Below are 15,178 nucleotides of genomic sequence, written 5' to 3' on the forward strand. Positions count from 1 at the left end.
GGACTTCGGTTCGCTCCGCAGCCCCCCTCATCGGACCGCCGTCTCGTCGGGTGACGCGCGCCGCGCGGCGTCGGCGTCGGTGCGGTCCTCCCAGCCTCGCACCGGCGTCGATGTCGCCGATTGCCATTTTGGGACGCGCGAGCAAGCGACTTGCTCCCGGCGTCGGACGCTCAGGAGCAGACCATGGCCGACATCGACCTCACCTCACCCGGCAGTACGACGACGATCGACGGCGTCATCGTAACCTATGGCGACCCGATCGGATCGGGCACCGGCATCTATTCCCCCTTCCTCGGCATCGACGACAACGATGGCAATGAAATGGGCTTCAACACCGACGCCACGGGCGTCCTCGATACCGACCAGAGCAAGACCAGCAGCCTGACGTTCAACGACATTCCGGTCAAAATCATCGATGGCGTGGAATATTTCGAGTTCCGGCTCGACCTGAACCAGACCAACGCCAACACCCTGATCTCGCTGACCAGCCTGAAGCTCTATTATTCCTCGGCGCCCGCGACGGGCGCGGACTATGTCGTCGCGACCCATGAGCTGGATTCCGACTTCACCAAGGTCTTCGACCTGGACGGAAATGGCGACACCCGGCTTCTGCTCGACGCTCACTCCTCCGGCAGCGGCAATGACGACTACGTCTTCTATGTGCCGGTGTCATCGTTCGCCGGGGCTGACTTCAGCACCGACTACATCACCCTGTTCGCCGACTTCGGCACGCCCGGCACCATCTACGCGGCCAATGACGGCTTCGAGGAGTTCAACACCGAGAAGGTGTCGACCATCAACGGCATCAAGTTCGGCGACACCAACGGCAACGGCGTCAAGGATGCGGGCGAGGTCGGCCTGGCCGGCTGGACGATCTTCATCGACGCCAATGCGAACGGCGTGCTCGACACGGGCGAACGCTCGACGGTCACCGCCGCCGACGGCACGTTCCACTTCGGCGGCATCGGCACGTCGCTGGAGTCGGTGCGCATCGACGAGGTGCTGCAGGCCGGCTGGGTGCAGACCACCGGCGATTATGAGACGGTCGACGTCTCCAGCGTCGGCAATTACAGCGTCCAGATCGGCAACTTCCTGCCCAATCCGGCCCTGAACATCACCAAGGACGCCAGCGTCCCCGGCGGGACCGCCGACTGGGCCGGCGAGGTGATCAGCTACACGATCAGCGTCGCCAACACCGGCAATGTCGCCCTGACCGGGGTGACGGTGACCGACCCGTTCGTGTCGAACCTGGCGCCGGTGCTGTCCAGCGGCTTCAACAGCGGCGACATCGACCATGACAACGTCCTCGACCTGACCGAGACCTGGCACTACACGGCCACCCACACGGTCACCCAGGCCGAGATCGACGCCGGCGGCACGATCGACAACACCGCCACGGCCGACAGCGACCAGACCGGCGCCGACACCGACGACGCCTCGATCCCGGTCGCCCAGAACCCGGCCCTGAACATCACCAAGGACGCCAGCGTCCCGGGCGGCACGGCCGACTGGGCCGGCGAGCTGATCAGCTACACGATCACCGTCGCCAACACCGGCAACATGACGCTCAGCGGCGTGACGGTGACCGATCCGTTCGCGGATGTCGGCTCGATCGTCCGCGGCGCTGACGTGGTCGGCGACAACGACGCCCTGCTCGAAGTCGGCGAAACCTGGGGCTATACGGCGGCTCACACCGTCACCCAGGCTGAGATCGACTCCAATGGCGGCGGCGACGGCCTGTTGCAGAACGTCGCCACGGCCGACTCTAACGAGACCGGCGAGGACACCGACGACGCCAGCGTGCCGGTCTATCGCAACCCGGCCCTCAACATCACCAAGGACGCCAGCGTCCCGGGCGGCACGGCCGACGTGGCCGGCGAGCTGATCAGCTACACGATCACCGTCGCCAACACCGGCAACACCACCCTGACCGGCGTGACCGTCACCGACCCGTTCGCGGATGTCGGCTCGATCGTGCGCGGGGCGGATGTCGTGGGTGATAACGACGCCCTGCTCGAAGTCGGCGAGACCTGGGGCTATACGGCGGCCCACACCGTCACCCAGGGCGAGATCGACTCCAACGGCGGCGGCGACGGCCTGTTGCAGAACGTGGCCACGGCCGACTCCAACGAGACTGGCCCCGACACCGACGACGCCTCGGTCCCGGTCGAGCAACAGCCTGGCCTGAACATCACCAAGGACGCCTCGGTGCCCGGCGGCACGGCCGACACGGCCGGCGAGCTGATCAGCTACACGATCACCGTCGCCAACACCGGCAACACCACCCTGACCGGCGTGACCGTCACCGACCCGTTCGCCAACGCCGGTTCGATCGCCCGCGGGGCGGATGTCGTGGGTGATAACGACGCCCTGCTCGAAGTCGGCGAAACCTGGGGCTACACGGCGGCCCACACCGTCACCCAGGGCGAGATCGACTCGAACGGCGGCGGCGACGGCCTGTTGCAGAACGTGGCCACGGCCGACTCCAACGAGACCGGCCCGGACACTGACGACGCCAATGTGCCGGTCGAACAGCGCGCTTCGCTGAACATCATCAAGGACGCCAGCGTCCCCGGCGGCACGGCCGATACGGCCGGCGAGCTGATCAGCTACACGATCAGCCTCGCCAACACCGGCAATACGAGCCTGACCGGCGTGACGGTGACCGATCCGTTCGCGGACGTCGGCTCGATCGTCCGTGGGGCCGACATCGTCGGCAACAATGACGGCGTGCTGAATGTCGGCGAAACCTGGAGCTACACGGCGGCCCACACCGTCACCCAGGGCGAGATCGACTCCAATGGCGGCGGCGACGGCCTGTTGCAGAACGTGGCTACGGCCGACTCCAACGAGACGGGCCCGGACACCGACGACGCCAATGTGCCCGTCGCGCAACGGGCCGGCATCGACATCGAGAAGTATGTGTCGATCGACGGCGGCCTGACCTGGGACGACGCCGACAGTCCGCAAGGACCGGTCGCCACCTCGGGCGCGGACATCCAGTTCAAGTTCGTGGTGAGCAATACCGGCAATGTCAGCCTGACGAACGCCACGGTCACCGACTCGGTGTTCGACCTGAACGGCGCGGCGGCGGGCACGGCGATGTCGCTGGGCACGCTCGACGTCGGCGAGACCAACACCTTCTACTACGACGCCTCGTGGGTCGCGGGCCAGCACGTCAACGACGCTACAGCCACCGGGACCTATTCCGGCGGCACGGCGACCGACCATGACCTGGCCTACTATTTCGGCCTGATCGACTGCGTCGGGGTGCGGACCCCCGGCTTCTGGCTGTCGCCCAACGGCCTGACCTTCTGGGACGGCACGGTCGGCAATGAGACCAAGTCGGGTCCCGAATTCCCGACCGGCGAACTGCTGGCCTTCAACAACAGCATCAATGACGGGCCTGACCCGGGCAGCAGCAACAAGGAGGAACGCTACATCCTGCTGGGCGACGACAACGGCAACGGGGTCACCGACGCCGGCGAGGACACCCTGCAAATGTCGCTGGCCCTGGCCCTGAAGGTCATCGACGCCTCGATGAAGACGCAGCAGGACGCCCGCTACGTGCTGGGACGCGACGTGATCGCCGCCTGGCTCAACTTCGAGGCCGGCAATCCGTCCGGCAGTCCGGCCGACCTCAACAGTCCGGCCCACAAGATGGACCTGGCGATCGACTGGCTGCAGCAATATGCCGACGCCAACCATGACGGGATCGCCGACTTCAACGGCGCGGCCGTCAAGCAGAGCAGCGCGGCGTGGCAGGGTTCCGGCGCGGCGCTTCACACCGCCCTGGACGAGTACACAACTTCGGCACGGTCAATGGCGTGGCCTATTCCTGCGACGCCGACGACCACGTGTTCGTCGACGCCCTGATCCGCTATCACGAAGACGTGCTGGCATGAGCGGGCGCAGCGCGGCTGGGGAACGAGCGGCTCGGACCCGGAAACAGATCCCTGAGCCGCTCGCCACCGCGCTGCGAACCTGCCGGCGGCATGTGTTGATCGCCGCCGGCTTCAGCGCCCTGGTCAATATCCTCTACCTGGCCCCGACGCTGTACATGCTGCAGATCTACGACAGGGTCATCCCCACCAGCGGGATCCTGACCCTGATGTTCCTGACGGTGGCCGTGGTCTTCGCCCTGGCCACCCTGGCCATGCTGGACAGCCTGCGCCAGCGGGTCCTGGTCCGGCTGGGCCTGCGGCTCGACCGCGAACTGGCCGCCGAGGTCCTGGCCCGCCTGACCGGCGGCCTCGACCGCGGGGCGGGGCCGCGGCTGCGCCAGGCGATGCGCGAGTTCGACGCCCTCCGCGGCGTGGTCGCCGGCCCGGCCGCCCTGGCCCTGCTGGACGCGCCCTGGACTCCGATCTACCTGGCCCTGTGCTTCATCCTCCATCCGCTGCTGGGCGCGCTCTCGGTCTGCGGGGCCCTGGCCCTGCTGGTCCTGGCCATCCTCAACGAGCGGGCCACCCGCGCCAAGCTGGGGGCCCTGCACGAGGCCTCGACCCAGGCCTACGCCGCCCAGGAGGCCATCGCCTCGCAGGGCGGCCTGGTCCGAGCCCTGGGCATGCGCCAGCCGCTGATCGTCCGCCAGCTGATCGAGCGCCGGAACGCCGTCGGCCTGCAGGCCGGCGCCCAGTTCACCGGCGGGGTCTATTCGGGCCTGATCCGCTTCCTGCGCCTGACCCTGCAGTCCCTGGCCCTGGGCACGGGCGCCTGGCTGGCCGTGAAGCACGAGATCTCGGCCGGCGGGGTGATCGCCGCCTCGATCCTGCTCAGCCGCAGCCTGGCCCCGATCGAGCAGATCGTCGGCGCCTGGAAGGGCGTGATCCAGGCCCGCGAGGGCTTCAACACCCTGGTCGAGCTGTTCCGCCAGGCGCCGACCCCGATCCCGCGCACCCGGCTGCCCGATCCCCAAGGGCGGCTGCGGGCCGAGCAGGCCAGCGTCCGCACCCCGGACGGGGCCGGCATGATCCTGCGCGGGGTGTCGTTCGACGTGAACCCCGGCGAGATCATCGGCGTCGTCGGCCCCAGCGGGGCCGGCAAGACCACCCTGGCCCGGCTGCTGGTCGGGGCCCTGGCCCCCGACCACGGCTGCATCCGCGTCGACGGCGCCGACCTAGCCGACTGGCAGCAGGAGCGGCTGGCCGCCCATATCGGCTACCTGCCGCAGAACTGCGGCCTGTTCGCCGGCACGGTGAAGGAGAACATCGCCCGCTTCGCCAGCATCCTCGAGAGCGACCCGGCCGAGATCGACGCCCGGGCCGTGGCCGCCGCCGTGGCCGCCGGGGCGCACGAAATGATCCTGCGCCTGCCCGACGCCTACGAGACCCAGTTGGGCCCGAATGGCAGCGGCCTCTCGGCCGGCCAGGCCCAGCGCCTGGCCCTGGCCCGGGCCCTGTACGGCGAGCCGCGGATCTTCGTGCTCGACGAGCCCAACTCCAACCTCGACTCCGAGGGTGAGACCGCCCTCGAGCACGCCGTCGCCGCCCAGAAGGCCCGGGGCGCGGCCCTGGTGGTCATCGCCCACCGGCTCAACATCCTGGGCATAGCCGACAAGCTGCTGGTGCTGCGCGAGGGCGCGGTCGACCTCTACGGTCCGCGCCGCGAGGTGCTCAAGGCCCTGGAGGCCCGCGTCGCCAGCCTGCCGCGCGCCGCCAACGCCGAAGCCGACCTTCGCGCCACGAGGCAGCCATGACCGGTTCGCTGATCCGCTCGACCTATGACGACATCATCCCGGCCGGGGTGCTGGAGGGCGACGGCCCCAGCGACGGGACCCGCTGGGAGCTGCGCGTCGGCCTGGCCGCGGCGGGGGCCTTCTTCGTCGGCTTCCTCGGCTGGGCGGCCCTGGCCCCGCTGGACGCCGGCGCCTATGCGCCTGGGGTTGTCGCGGTGTCGGGCAGCCGCCAGGCGGTGCAGCACCGCGAGGGCGGGGTGATCTCGGCCCTGCGCGTGCAGGAGGGCGACGTGGTCCGCCAGGGCCAGGTGCTGGTCGAGATCAATGTCCAGGACATCCGCGCCCAGGAGCGGGCCCTGGCTTCGCGGCTGTTCGCGGTCGAGGCCCAGCGGGCCCGGCTGATCGCCGAGCGCGACGGCCTGGCCGAGCCGCCGGTTCCGGTGGCCTTCCTCGGCCTAGCGCCCGAGGACAAGCTGCTGGCCGACGAGGCCCTGGCGCTGGAGCGCCGCCAGCTGGCCGCCCGGCGCGGCGCGCGGGACTCCCAGCACGGGGTGCTGGGCGAGCGGGCCAGCCAGCTCAGCGAACAGATCCACGGCTATGAGCGCCAGCTGGACGCCAATCGCGAGCAGCAGCGGCTGATCGGCGAGGAGCTGGAGGGCATGAAGAAGCTGGCCGCCCAGGGCTATGCGCCCCTGACCCGGGTGCGGGCGCTGGAGCGCGCCGCCGCCGACCTGGCCGGGGCCGACGGCGCCTTCCGCGCCCAGGCCGCCAGCGCCCGCGAGGGCATCGGCGAGACCCGGATGCAGGCCCTGCAGGGCGACCGCCAGCGGATGGACGAGGTGATCGTCGACCTGCGCGCCGCCGAGGTCGACCTCAACGAGCTGAAGCCCAAGCTGGCGGCGGCCCGCGACCAGCTGTCCCGCGGCATGGTCCGCGCCCCGGCCTCGGGCCAGGTGGTGGGGCTGAAGGTGTTCACGGTCGGCGGCGTGGCCCAGCCCGGCGACACCCTGATGGAGATCGTGCCCCGCCGCGCGCCGCTGGTCATCGAGGCCCGGATCGCGGCCAACGACGCCGACGACATCCATGTCGGCCAGACCACCGACGTGCGGTTCAGCGCCTTCCACGACCGCCACCTGCCGCTGCTGGCGGGCAAGGTCACCAAGCTGTCGGCCGACGGCTTCACCGACGAGAAGACCGGCGCCCGCTACTTCCGCGCCGAGGTCGCCGTGCCGCCCGAAGAGCTGGCGGCCCTGAAGCAGCCGGGTCGCGAAGCGCCGATGCTGAAGGCCGGCCTGCCGGTCGAGGTGGTGGTGCCGCTGCGCAAGCGGACGGCCCTGCAGTACCTGGTCGAGCCGCTGCAGCAACGGCTGTTCCGGGCCTTCCGCGAGCAGTGAGGGGGCGGAGCGTGATGAGGCCAGATAGGAACGCCCATCCTACTCCGTCTCCCCGGCGAAGGCCGGGGCCCAGATCATAGGGCTCTGCATTTCGGATAAGCCGCTAATACGACGGCTGAACCTGGGCCCCGGCCTTCGCCGGGGAGGCGGGGTGAATGGTGATTCAGTCTTCGATCATCAGCCCTACACCAGCATCCCCGCGCCGCGGGCCGCCAGGCGGCCGGCGTTGAAGAACGGCAGGGCCAGGGTGGCGGCGATCAGCAGCTCGAACACCAGGCTGCCCAGGTTCAGCGGCCCGCGGGCCCGGTCGATCACGGCCGAGGCGGCCCGGCCGATGGCGGCCCCCAGCCAGGCCATGGCCAGGGCGAAGGCCATCGCCGCCCCGACGCTGGAATGATAGCCCAGGAACAGGGCCGCCGTGGCGTGCGACAGGATCAGCAGGCCGCCCAGGGCCCGGCCCTCGGCGAGGGCGGCGGGGGCCGGCGCGGCCTCGTCGGGGCCCGCGCCCAGGCCGGCCAGGCCCAGCACCGAGCCCGGCCGCGCCAGGCTCAGCCCGCCCAGCACCCCGCCGATCACGCAGGCGACCACCGCCAGGACGAGCGAAAGACCGTAGCTCGACATCAACACAGCGGGGGCTCTCCAGTCCGGTCAGGCGGGGGCATGGCAGACCGCCTCGATGTTGCGGCCGTCCGGGTCGAACACGAAGGCTGCGTAGTAGTTGGGGTGATAGTGAGGCCTAAGCCCCGGCGGGCCGTTGTCGGTTCCGCCGGCGGCCAGGGCGGCGGCGTAAAAGGCGTCGACCGCCGCGCGGCTGGGGGCGACGAAGGCCACGTGCAGCGGGCCGGTCAGGACCTCGTCCTCGCCGATCCAGAAGCTGGGCTTGCCGGCCTGGATGTCCCGCCCGTCGGCGCGCGGGCCGTAGCCCAGCACCGCCGAGCCGCCGGTCAACTCGGCGCCGACGGTCATCACCACGTCTATGCCCAGCGGCGCGAAGGCGGCGTCGTAGAAGGCCCGGGCGGCGGCCAGGTCGGCGACCCGCAATCCCATGTGGTCGATCATCGGCCGACCCCGGCGGGGAAGAAGGCGGGGAACAGGATCGGGCGGCGGCCGTTTCCGCCCTTCAGGCCTGAGCGCGTCGTCATGGCGTCCTAGCGGCTCCCTCTTTGGTCCGGACCCTGACTTAGGCGCAAATTCGCCCACAGCAAATCGGCGGACCTCGTCCTTGACACCCCAGGCGGCGGGGCCTAATTCCTGCCCGGCGTTAGCACTCGACGGGAGTGACTGCTAACAACGGCGCTCCCACGGCCTGCGCACCCTAATTCTAACCGTCCCGACGGAGAACCACACATGAAGTTTCGTCCTCTTGGCGACCGCGTCCTCGTGAAGCGTGTCGAAGAAGAACAGAAGACCAAGGGCGGGATCATCATTCCCGACACCGTCAAGGAAAAGCCGCAAGAGGGCGAAGTCATCGCCGTCGGCCCCGGCGCCCGCAACGACAAGGGCGACGTCGTCGCGCTGGACGTCAAGGCCGGCGACCGCATCCTGTTCGGCAAGTGGTCCGGCACCGAGGTCAAGGTCGACGGCCAGGACCTGCTGATCATGAAGGAAAGCGACGTCCTGGGCGTGGTCGAGGGCTAAACGCCTCTCCCACCTCACCTCGCTTCGATCCCAAGTTTCTCTTTTAGAAGGGCTCTCACATGGCCGCTAAAGACGTTTATTTCTCCTCGGACGCGCGCGACAAGATGCTGCGCGGCGTCAACATCCTCGCCAATGCGGTGAAGGTGACCCTGGGCCCCAAGGGCCGCAACGTCGTCATCGAAAAGTCGTTCGGCGCCCCGCGCTCGACCAAGGACGGCGTCTCGGTCGCCAAGGAAATCGAACTGGCTGACAAGTTCGAGAACCTCGGCGCGCAGATGATCCGCGAAGTGGCTTCGAAGACCAACGACAAGGCCGGCGACGGCACCACCACCGCCACCGTGCTGGCCCAGGCCATCGTCCAGGAAGGCCTCAAGTCGGTCGCCGCCGGCATGAACCCGATGGACCTGAAGCGCGGCATCGACAAGGCCGTGCACATCGTCGTCGCCGACATCAAGGCGTCGTCGAAGAAGGTCACGACCAACAACGAGATCGCCCAGGTCGGCACCATCTCGGCCAACGGCGACAAGGACGTCGGCGAGATGATCGCCAAGGCCATGGACAAGGTCGGCAACGAAGGCGTCATCACGGTTGAAGAAGCCAAGACCGCCGAGACCGAACTCGACGTCGTCGAAGGCATGCAGTTCGACCGCGGCTACCTGTCGCCCTACTTCATCACCAACGCCGACAAGATGGAAGTTCAGCTCGAAGAGCCGCTGATCCTGCTGTTCGAAAAGAAGCTGTCGTCGCTGCAGCCGCTGCTGCCGGTGCTGGAAGCCGTCGTCCAGTCGGGCCGTCCCCTGGTGATCATCGCCGAGGACGTCGAGGGCGAAGCCCTGGCCACCCTGGTGGTCAACAAGCTGCGGGGCGGCCTGCGCGTCGCCGCCGTCAAGGCTCCGGGCTTCGGCGACCGCCGCAAGGCCATGCTGGAAGACATCGCCATCCTGACCGGCGCGCAAGTCATCAGCGAAGACCTCGGCATCAAGCTCGAGAACGTCTCGCTCGACATGCTCGGCAAGGCCAAGAAGGTCTCGATCACCAAGGACGACACCACCATCGTCGACGGCGTCGGTGAGAAGTCGGCGATCGACGCCCGCATCTCGCAGATCAAGAAGCAGATCGAAGACACCACCAGCGACTACGACAAGGAAAAGCTGCAAGAGCGTCTGGCCAAGCTGGCCGGCGGCGTCGCGGTCATCCGCGTCGGCGGCTCGACCGAAGTCGAAGTGAAGGAAAAGAAGGACCGCGTCGACGACGCCCTCAACGCGACCCGCGCGGCCGTGGAAGAAGGCATCGTCCCCGGCGGCGGCGTGGCGCTGCTGAAGGCCTCCAAGGCCCTGGCCAACCTGACCGGCGACAATGACGACCAGACGGCCGGCATCGCCATCGTCCGTCGCGCCCTGCAGGCCCCGATCCGCCAGATCGCCGAAAACGCCGGCGTCGAAGGCTCGATCGTGGTCGGCAAGGTCCTCGACAGCGAGTCGGCGACCTTCGGCTTCAACGCCCAGACCGAGCAGTATGTCGACCTGATCGCCGACGGCGTCATCGACCCCGCCAAGGTGGTCCGCACCGCCCTGCAGGACGCCGCCTCGGTGGCCGGCCTGCTGATCACGACGGAAGCCGCGATCGTCGAAGCCCCCAAGAAGGGCGGCGGCGGCGCCGGCGGCCCTCCCGGCGGCGGCATGGGCGGCATGGGCGACATGGATTTCTAAATCCAAGTCGGCTCAGGCTGAACGAAATGAAGGAGGGCGGGACCGCAGGGGCCCGCCCTTTTTCTTTGGGATATCGGGTCTCGGAGTTCTAAATTAATGCACTGTCACCGTAATTCCGACGGTCTGGACGCCCTGCACCGGATCTCCACCCGACTCCTTCGGGGCCACCCCCGCAAGGGGGAGAGAAGGTAGTAAAGAGAGCTGGAGGGCGTCGCCGGCTCGGTGGTTAGCGGAAGTCAGCCGCAGTCGTGCTTGGAGGCCAAGGTGCGATGAAGCCGGCATCCAGATACGGACCAAGCTTCGCCCACTCTCGAAGCACCTCCTTCCTCAAGTTCGGCCGTGAGCGCCACCCCTCGCGCCCACACCCGTGCAAATGAACCGGTGCAAACATTTTCTCGACCTCGGGCCAATAGCGCTCAAGGGTCATGAGATAGCGCGCCGACGTATAGTCCTTGCCGACAGCTATGAGGTTTCGCACCTCCTCAAGGCCAATTCGTCTTTCGATCAGCGGCAAGGAGAAGCTCACGTTCTCTCCGGTGTTGGTCGCCGTTTCTTCCAAGATGATCCGCTCGGCGGGAACGCCTAGAGCAATCATTCCATTCGCCAGCACGGAAGCTTCGGTATGGCCCTCGCCCGCGATAGGGCCGCCGCTGACCACGGCCCACTTGAACATTCCCTCGGCCCAAAGCGTGCTAATGACTGCAAGGAAACCGTCGAAGCTATGCTGAGTGCCGAACACGAACAGGAGATCGGCGGGCCGCAGCTCCGTCTTCACCAGATGAAATCGCTCGATCTTGTCGAGTAACGCCTCGGGAACGGGTTGTGAAAACATCTCTGGGGTTGCTGAGTGGCAAGTAAATCCATGTCAGCTTAGCGGACATTCTAGGCGACCGCCAAGGGGCCGAAACCAATCCCACCAGCCCACATCGCGCCGCCGACCCCTCGCCCAATCGTGCCATGCTGGATTACGGTGACAGGATTACGGTGGCAGTGCACCAATTTGACCTGACGTCGGAATGCGCTGTCGCCGTAATTACTTCAATTCTTAGGGCCAGCCTTGGGGCTTTCACCATCTCGGGCTGGCTTGTCGACGGGCTTGGACAGAGGAAAGAGCCATATTTTATGCGCCTTCTGGTCGACCACGAAATTAAAGCCGGCGAAAAATCCCATACCTATCCGGCCGTCGCCTTGACCAGGTAACGCGGAGGTTCGGGTTACCGGCATCGGGGTAAAAACCAGGGGCCCGACCGACAGCTTGTCCACGATCGCTGTCCTGGAGGGGGAAATTGTACCGTCCGCCGCTGTGTTAGTGCTATGAGTGACGGCAAGTTGTTCAAGTCCGAATCTGGACCACGCCTCATCGCCGAGCGATATGAAGTTGTTGTCGCCAAGATCAACTGTCAGGGTAGCGGCATGGCCATTGATAATGACGTCAATTTGCGGCGGATTATTCTTCAGGTTTAATTCAATTGCTTGCGGCGGCGCTCGAAAACCGCTCTGGCCCATTTGAAAGCTGCGTTCCTTCACGCTGAAAGCAAATAGGAATTGGTCGAACAAGTCTTGGCCAATGACCAACGAAATGGGGCGGCCAACCAGGCGCGACAATGCGGATAGATCCGTGGACAATTGGGGCGAATTTCGGAAGCTAAATTGCCCAGGAAGCTTAATATCCACGCCGTTTACGAACTTGAGAGGGAGCTTGCCTCCGAGCGTAGTCAAATCTCCGAACCGTGGACGGGCGCCTTGTGGGTCATCATCAAGTCCGATGGACTGGGCAAAGCCTGTATCGATTACGGTCTGCATAAAGCCGTTGTCAAAAAGGCCCCAGGCGCGGCGTCCGCCAATCTCGGTTTCAAACAACATTAGCCCACCGAAACTATCAATCGTAACGGGGTGACGTTGGTCTATCGGGGGAAAATAGACTTGCGTCTGGACATTTGTGATGCCGGATGCCGGAGGCGAGCTCGCCGAGGTTTGCGCTGCGGCGGGCGTTTTCAGCGCAGAATAACAAATAAACAGCAAGAAAATAGAAGCAAACCGCAACGCACAAAGGGCAAATCGCCCAGCGCTGACCTGACCATTGCGATCACCTCGCCGACATCCCGCCATCATTCGAGAACTTCCCATCTATTGATGCAATGAGTAGCGACGTCGATCAGATTTGAATTGCCGAGCATTTTACGACGGCCGCATCGGTGTCCCGTGCATCCAATACGGCGCCAAGGATCGGGCCCGCCGTCGTCATAAGGCGGACGTCCGCGGCGGCGACGTTCATGGCATGAGCATGGCTCAGGAAAGCTGGCTCTTTCGAGAGCTTGAGCTTCACCCAGGCGCCCAAGGTCCCGAAATTCGGCGGCGCTCCCCTGGGCGTGACAAAGATCTTTACGCCAACGTCAAGCGCCATGCCGTCGCCCCCGACCTAGTCGTCGCCCGCCTGAGGCGGATTGCACCTATAGATAGCAGAGCAATGGGGATCGTCTCAGCATTTTCTGAATTCGAGGCGCCTTTTACGGTGACAGTGCACTAATTATTTGACGCCTCGCCCCCGTCCCGCCACGCTCCGGCCATGGCGCGTCTGGCTCGCACGGTCTTCGAAGGGGTTCCCCACCACGTCACTCAGCGTGGCAATGGCGGAGCGCAGACCTTCTTCAGCGACGCCGACTACCAGTTCTACCGCGATATGTTGGCCGAGAACGCCGCCAAGGCCGAGGTCGAGGTCTGGGGCTGGGTGCTGATGCCCAACCATGTCCACCTGATCCTGGTCCCCTCCGATCCCGACGGCCTGCGCCGCTGCCTGGCGCCGGTCCACCGCCGTTACGCCGGCGTCATCCACGCGCGCGACAAGCGCAGCGGACATTTCTGGCAGGGCCGCTTCGGCTGCGTGGCCATGGACGAGGCGCATCTGGGCGCGGCGCTGCGCTATGTGGCGCTCAACCCCGTGCGGGCGCGCCTGGTCGAGCGGGCGGTCGACTGGCGCTGGTCGAGCCTGCACGCCTGCCTGGATCCGGAGCAGGGCGACGGCCTGACGCGGACCGCGCCGGTGCTGTCGCGCTATCCCGATTTCGCCGCCCTGATCGCCGACGGCGAGGACGAGGCGCTGTCCCGCGGGCTGCGCCGGGCCGAGACCATCGGCCGGCCGGTCGGCGGCGAGGCCTTCATCGCCCGCCTCGAAGCCCTGGCGGGGCGTCCGCTCGCTCCGGGCAAGCGGGGGCGGAAGTCGAAGGGCGCATTGAGCGCGCCGTCACCTGCAATTTCTGTCCGGTAGTTTCGTAACTCCACCGTAACGCCTGTCACCGTAATGCCGTAATTCTGCAGCTCCGCTCAATTCGAGCGGCGATCATGAAGATGGATCGAGACGCGGCGGACTCTTGGGGCCGGCCTCCAAGGCCAAATCAACTCAAGACTGCAATTACTCGTTAAGATTGTTCCTCGATAGTCATCGCGCTTTCGGGGAACGCATCATGGCCACGTCGTCCAATCTCGTGAAATCGGCTCTGACCGTCTGCGCCGCGGCGCTGCTGCTGGCGGGTTGCGCCAGCTCCGACGAGATGCGTGCGCTCCGTCAACCGGCCATGCCGCCGGTGGCGGTGGCCAAGGCCTCGCCGTCACGGCCGTTCTATCGCAACATCGCCATTCAGGAGATCCAGGGCGCGCCGGAGTTCCGCTGGTTCGACGGCGGAGCGGTCATGACCACCCGCCCGACGCGCACGCAGGTGCTGGACCAGTTGTCGGTCCACCTCGAAGGAGCCGACATGCTCGCGCCCCGTCTGGACGCCGAATACATGCTCTACGTACAGTTCGACGAACTGCGCGGACCGGATGTCTGGTTGGGAACCGACAAGCTGGCCTCGGCCCGCATCACCTTCCGTCTCGTGCGCTGGCGGACCAACGAACTGGTGCGCGAAAGGACCGTCGAGACCAGCTATCGCGCCCAATGGTCAGGGATCACACCGGACATGGTGCGGGCGGGGATCGCCGGTCCGATCGGCGTGGCCCGCGACTCCGCCGACGCGCCGATCGGCGGCTTCCTGGGCGGGGCGCTGCTGCTAGGCTACTTTGTCGATGGAAGACTGGCGGTGCCGATCTCCGCGGCGCCGCTCCTGGCCATCCCCGGCGGCCAGCAAGCCGCCTTGGTCGGTGGGCCGGAGCGGTTTGGGCCAGGCTTCGACGCCGCCCTGGTCACGGCCATCGCCGCCGCCTCGGCGCGCGGCAGCTTCAGCGAGCTGGAATTCGCGCTGGCCGGCGGAGCGGTGATGGGCACAGGGGCGGCGGCGGGCCCGGCGCCGGTCGTGCGGCCGGTGGCCTCCGGCGGCACGATCTCCAGCGAGTTCAGCGGCACGGCCAGGCGCTTTGCCGCGACGCGCGGCCTGATCGACCTGGCGTTCGACCAGTTCATGGGCGATCTCAGGGACGACGGTTCGGTGATCTACAAGCGGGCGGTGTCTTGCCGCGCGCTGAATCCCGAGGGCTATCGCGGCGCCCACCTTGCCGAGACCGCCGACGCCTACGCCGTCGATTGTCCAGGCGCGCAGTATAACAACAGCCCCAGCACCCAAGCCTATCCCACCCGCTTCTGATCGGCCAAGGACTTGGCCGGGGGCCGCCAAGCTCCGTTTGGTCCTGTCACCGTCGTCGCACCGCAGTCCTGAACGAACGAAGGAGAGCGGGGCCGCAAGGTCCCGGCCTTTTTCTTTGGGCGCAACGGAAAGCGCTTGGCAAAAGCGCGGCCCGAAGTTCAACTTCGCCTTGCATTAGGCGGG

Annotated in this window: 12 protein-coding genes; 7 read left to right on the plus strand and 5 right to left on the minus strand. The window is 66.9% G+C overall.

All coding sequences use genetic code 11. From position 1 onward, the window contains the following. Positions 1–183 precede the first annotated feature (183 nt). From ACIPQB_RS11180 to ACIPQB_RS11190, 3 genes are read left to right on the plus strand one after another with little or no spacing between them, the layout of a single operon-like run. Positions 184–3,876 (plus strand): beta strand repeat-containing protein, encoded by a 3,693-nt coding sequence (locus ACIPQB_RS11180; protein WP_446485299.1) that lies wholly within the window; start codon positions 184–186, stop codon positions 3,874–3,876. Between the two features lie 25 nt (positions 3,877–3,901). Continuing rightward, positions 3,902–5,698: a type I secretion system permease/ATPase gene (locus ACIPQB_RS11185; protein WP_446485300.1), complete on the plus strand. Its 1,797-nt coding sequence runs from the start codon at positions 3,902–3,904 to the stop codon at positions 5,696–5,698. Next, positions 5,695–7,071 carry an HlyD family type I secretion periplasmic adaptor subunit gene (locus ACIPQB_RS11190; protein WP_446485301.1) on the plus strand — a complete coding sequence of 459 codons (1,377 nt, stop codon included), beginning with the start codon at positions 5,695–5,697 and terminating at the stop codon, positions 7,069–7,071. The genes ACIPQB_RS11185 and ACIPQB_RS11190 overlap by 4 nt, the downstream gene beginning before the upstream one ends. A 183-nt stretch (positions 7,072–7,254) precedes the next feature. On the opposite strand, the gene ACIPQB_RS11195 is transcribed toward ACIPQB_RS11190, so the two are convergent. After that, positions 7,255–7,692: a DUF4345 family protein gene (locus ACIPQB_RS11195; RefSeq protein ID WP_446485366.1), complete on the minus strand. Its 438-nt coding sequence runs from the start codon at positions 7,690–7,692 to the stop codon at positions 7,255–7,257. 27 nt (positions 7,693–7,719) lie between these two features. Further along, positions 7,720–8,130, minus strand: a complete 411-nt coding sequence (locus tag ACIPQB_RS11200; RefSeq protein WP_446485302.1) for a VOC family protein — start codon at positions 8,128–8,130, stop codon at positions 7,720–7,722. A gap of 288 nt (positions 8,131–8,418) precedes the next feature. Here ACIPQB_RS11200 and groES point away from each other — a divergent pair, with 288 nt between their 5' ends. Together groES and groL are read left to right on the plus strand one after the other, a co-directional pair. After that, positions 8,419–8,709 (plus strand): co-chaperone GroES, encoded by a 291-nt coding sequence (gene groES / locus ACIPQB_RS11205; RefSeq protein WP_446485303.1) that lies wholly within the window; start codon positions 8,419–8,421, stop codon positions 8,707–8,709. A gap of 59 nt (positions 8,710–8,768) precedes the next feature. Continuing rightward, the gene (gene groL / locus ACIPQB_RS11210) at positions 8,769–10,418 is read left to right on the plus strand and encodes a chaperonin GroEL (protein ID WP_446485304.1); all 1,650 of its coding nucleotides are present in this window, start codon (positions 8,769–8,771) and stop codon (positions 10,416–10,418) included. Between the two features lie 226 nt (positions 10,419–10,644). Here groL and ACIPQB_RS11215 read toward each other — a convergent pair whose 3' ends face one another. From ACIPQB_RS11215 to ACIPQB_RS11225, 3 genes are all read right to left on the minus strand, one after another. Then, positions 10,645–11,250 (minus strand): YdcF family protein, encoded by a 606-nt coding sequence (locus tag ACIPQB_RS11215; protein ID WP_446485305.1) that lies wholly within the window; start codon positions 11,248–11,250, stop codon positions 10,645–10,647. 206 nt (positions 11,251–11,456) lie between these two features. Beyond that, complete coding sequence (locus tag ACIPQB_RS11220; RefSeq protein ID WP_446485306.1) at positions 11,457–12,530, minus strand: pepsin/retropepsin-like aspartic protease family protein; 1,074 nt, start codon at positions 12,528–12,530, stop codon at positions 11,457–11,459. 43 nt (positions 12,531–12,573) lie between these two features. Next, a complete protein-coding gene (locus ACIPQB_RS11225) occupies positions 12,574–12,822 on the minus strand; it encodes a hypothetical protein (RefSeq protein WP_446485307.1) in 249 nt (82 codons plus the stop codon). Positions 12,823–12,984: 162 nt separating this feature from the next. Between ACIPQB_RS11225 and ACIPQB_RS11230 the strand changes: the two genes are divergently transcribed. Next, positions 12,985–13,683: a transposase gene (locus ACIPQB_RS11230; RefSeq protein ID WP_446485308.1), complete on the plus strand. Its 699-nt coding sequence runs from the start codon at positions 12,985–12,987 to the stop codon at positions 13,681–13,683. Between the two features lie 196 nt (positions 13,684–13,879). Next, positions 13,880–14,995: a hypothetical protein gene (locus tag ACIPQB_RS11235; RefSeq protein ID WP_446485309.1), complete on the plus strand. Its 1,116-nt coding sequence runs from the start codon at positions 13,880–13,882 to the stop codon at positions 14,993–14,995. Positions 14,996–15,178 lie beyond the last annotated feature (183 nt).

It is taken from the genome of Caulobacter sp. LARHSG274, assembly GCF_052871235.1.

Coding starts and splice junctions, on each gene's coding strand:
- ACIPQB_RS11200 (WP_446485302.1), bottom strand. CDS start 8,130: ATGATCGACCACATGGGATTGCGGGTCGCCGACCTGGCCGCCGCCCGG.
- ACIPQB_RS11195 (WP_446485366.1), bottom strand. CDS start 7,692: ATGTCGAGCTACGGTCTTTCGCTCGTCCTGGCGGTGGTCGCCTGCGTG.
- ACIPQB_RS11190 (WP_446485301.1), top strand. CDS start 5,695: ATGACCGGTTCGCTGATCCGCTCGACCTATGACGACATCATCCCGGCC.
- ACIPQB_RS11235 (WP_446485309.1), top strand. CDS start 13,880: ATGGCCACGTCGTCCAATCTCGTGAAATCGGCTCTGACCGTCTGCGCC.
- ACIPQB_RS11180 (WP_446485299.1), top strand. CDS start 184: ATGGCCGACATCGACCTCACCTCACCCGGCAGTACGACGACGATCGAC.
- ACIPQB_RS11225 (WP_446485307.1), bottom strand. CDS start 12,822: ATGGCGCTTGACGTTGGCGTAAAGATCTTTGTCACGCCCAGGGGAGCG.
- ACIPQB_RS11220 (WP_446485306.1), bottom strand. CDS start 12,530: ATGATGGCGGGATGTCGGCGAGGTGATCGCAATGGTCAGGTCAGCGCT.
- ACIPQB_RS11185 (WP_446485300.1), top strand. CDS start 3,902: ATGAGCGGGCGCAGCGCGGCTGGGGAACGAGCGGCTCGGACCCGGAAA.
- groES (WP_446485303.1), top strand. CDS start 8,419: ATGAAGTTTCGTCCTCTTGGCGACCGCGTCCTCGTGAAGCGTGTCGAA.
- ACIPQB_RS11230 (WP_446485308.1), top strand. CDS start 12,985: ATGGCGCGTCTGGCTCGCACGGTCTTCGAAGGGGTTCCCCACCACGTC.
- ACIPQB_RS11215 (WP_446485305.1), bottom strand. CDS start 11,250: ATGTTTTCACAACCCGTTCCCGAGGCGTTACTCGACAAGATCGAGCGA.
- groL (WP_446485304.1), top strand. CDS start 8,769: ATGGCCGCTAAAGACGTTTATTTCTCCTCGGACGCGCGCGACAAGATG.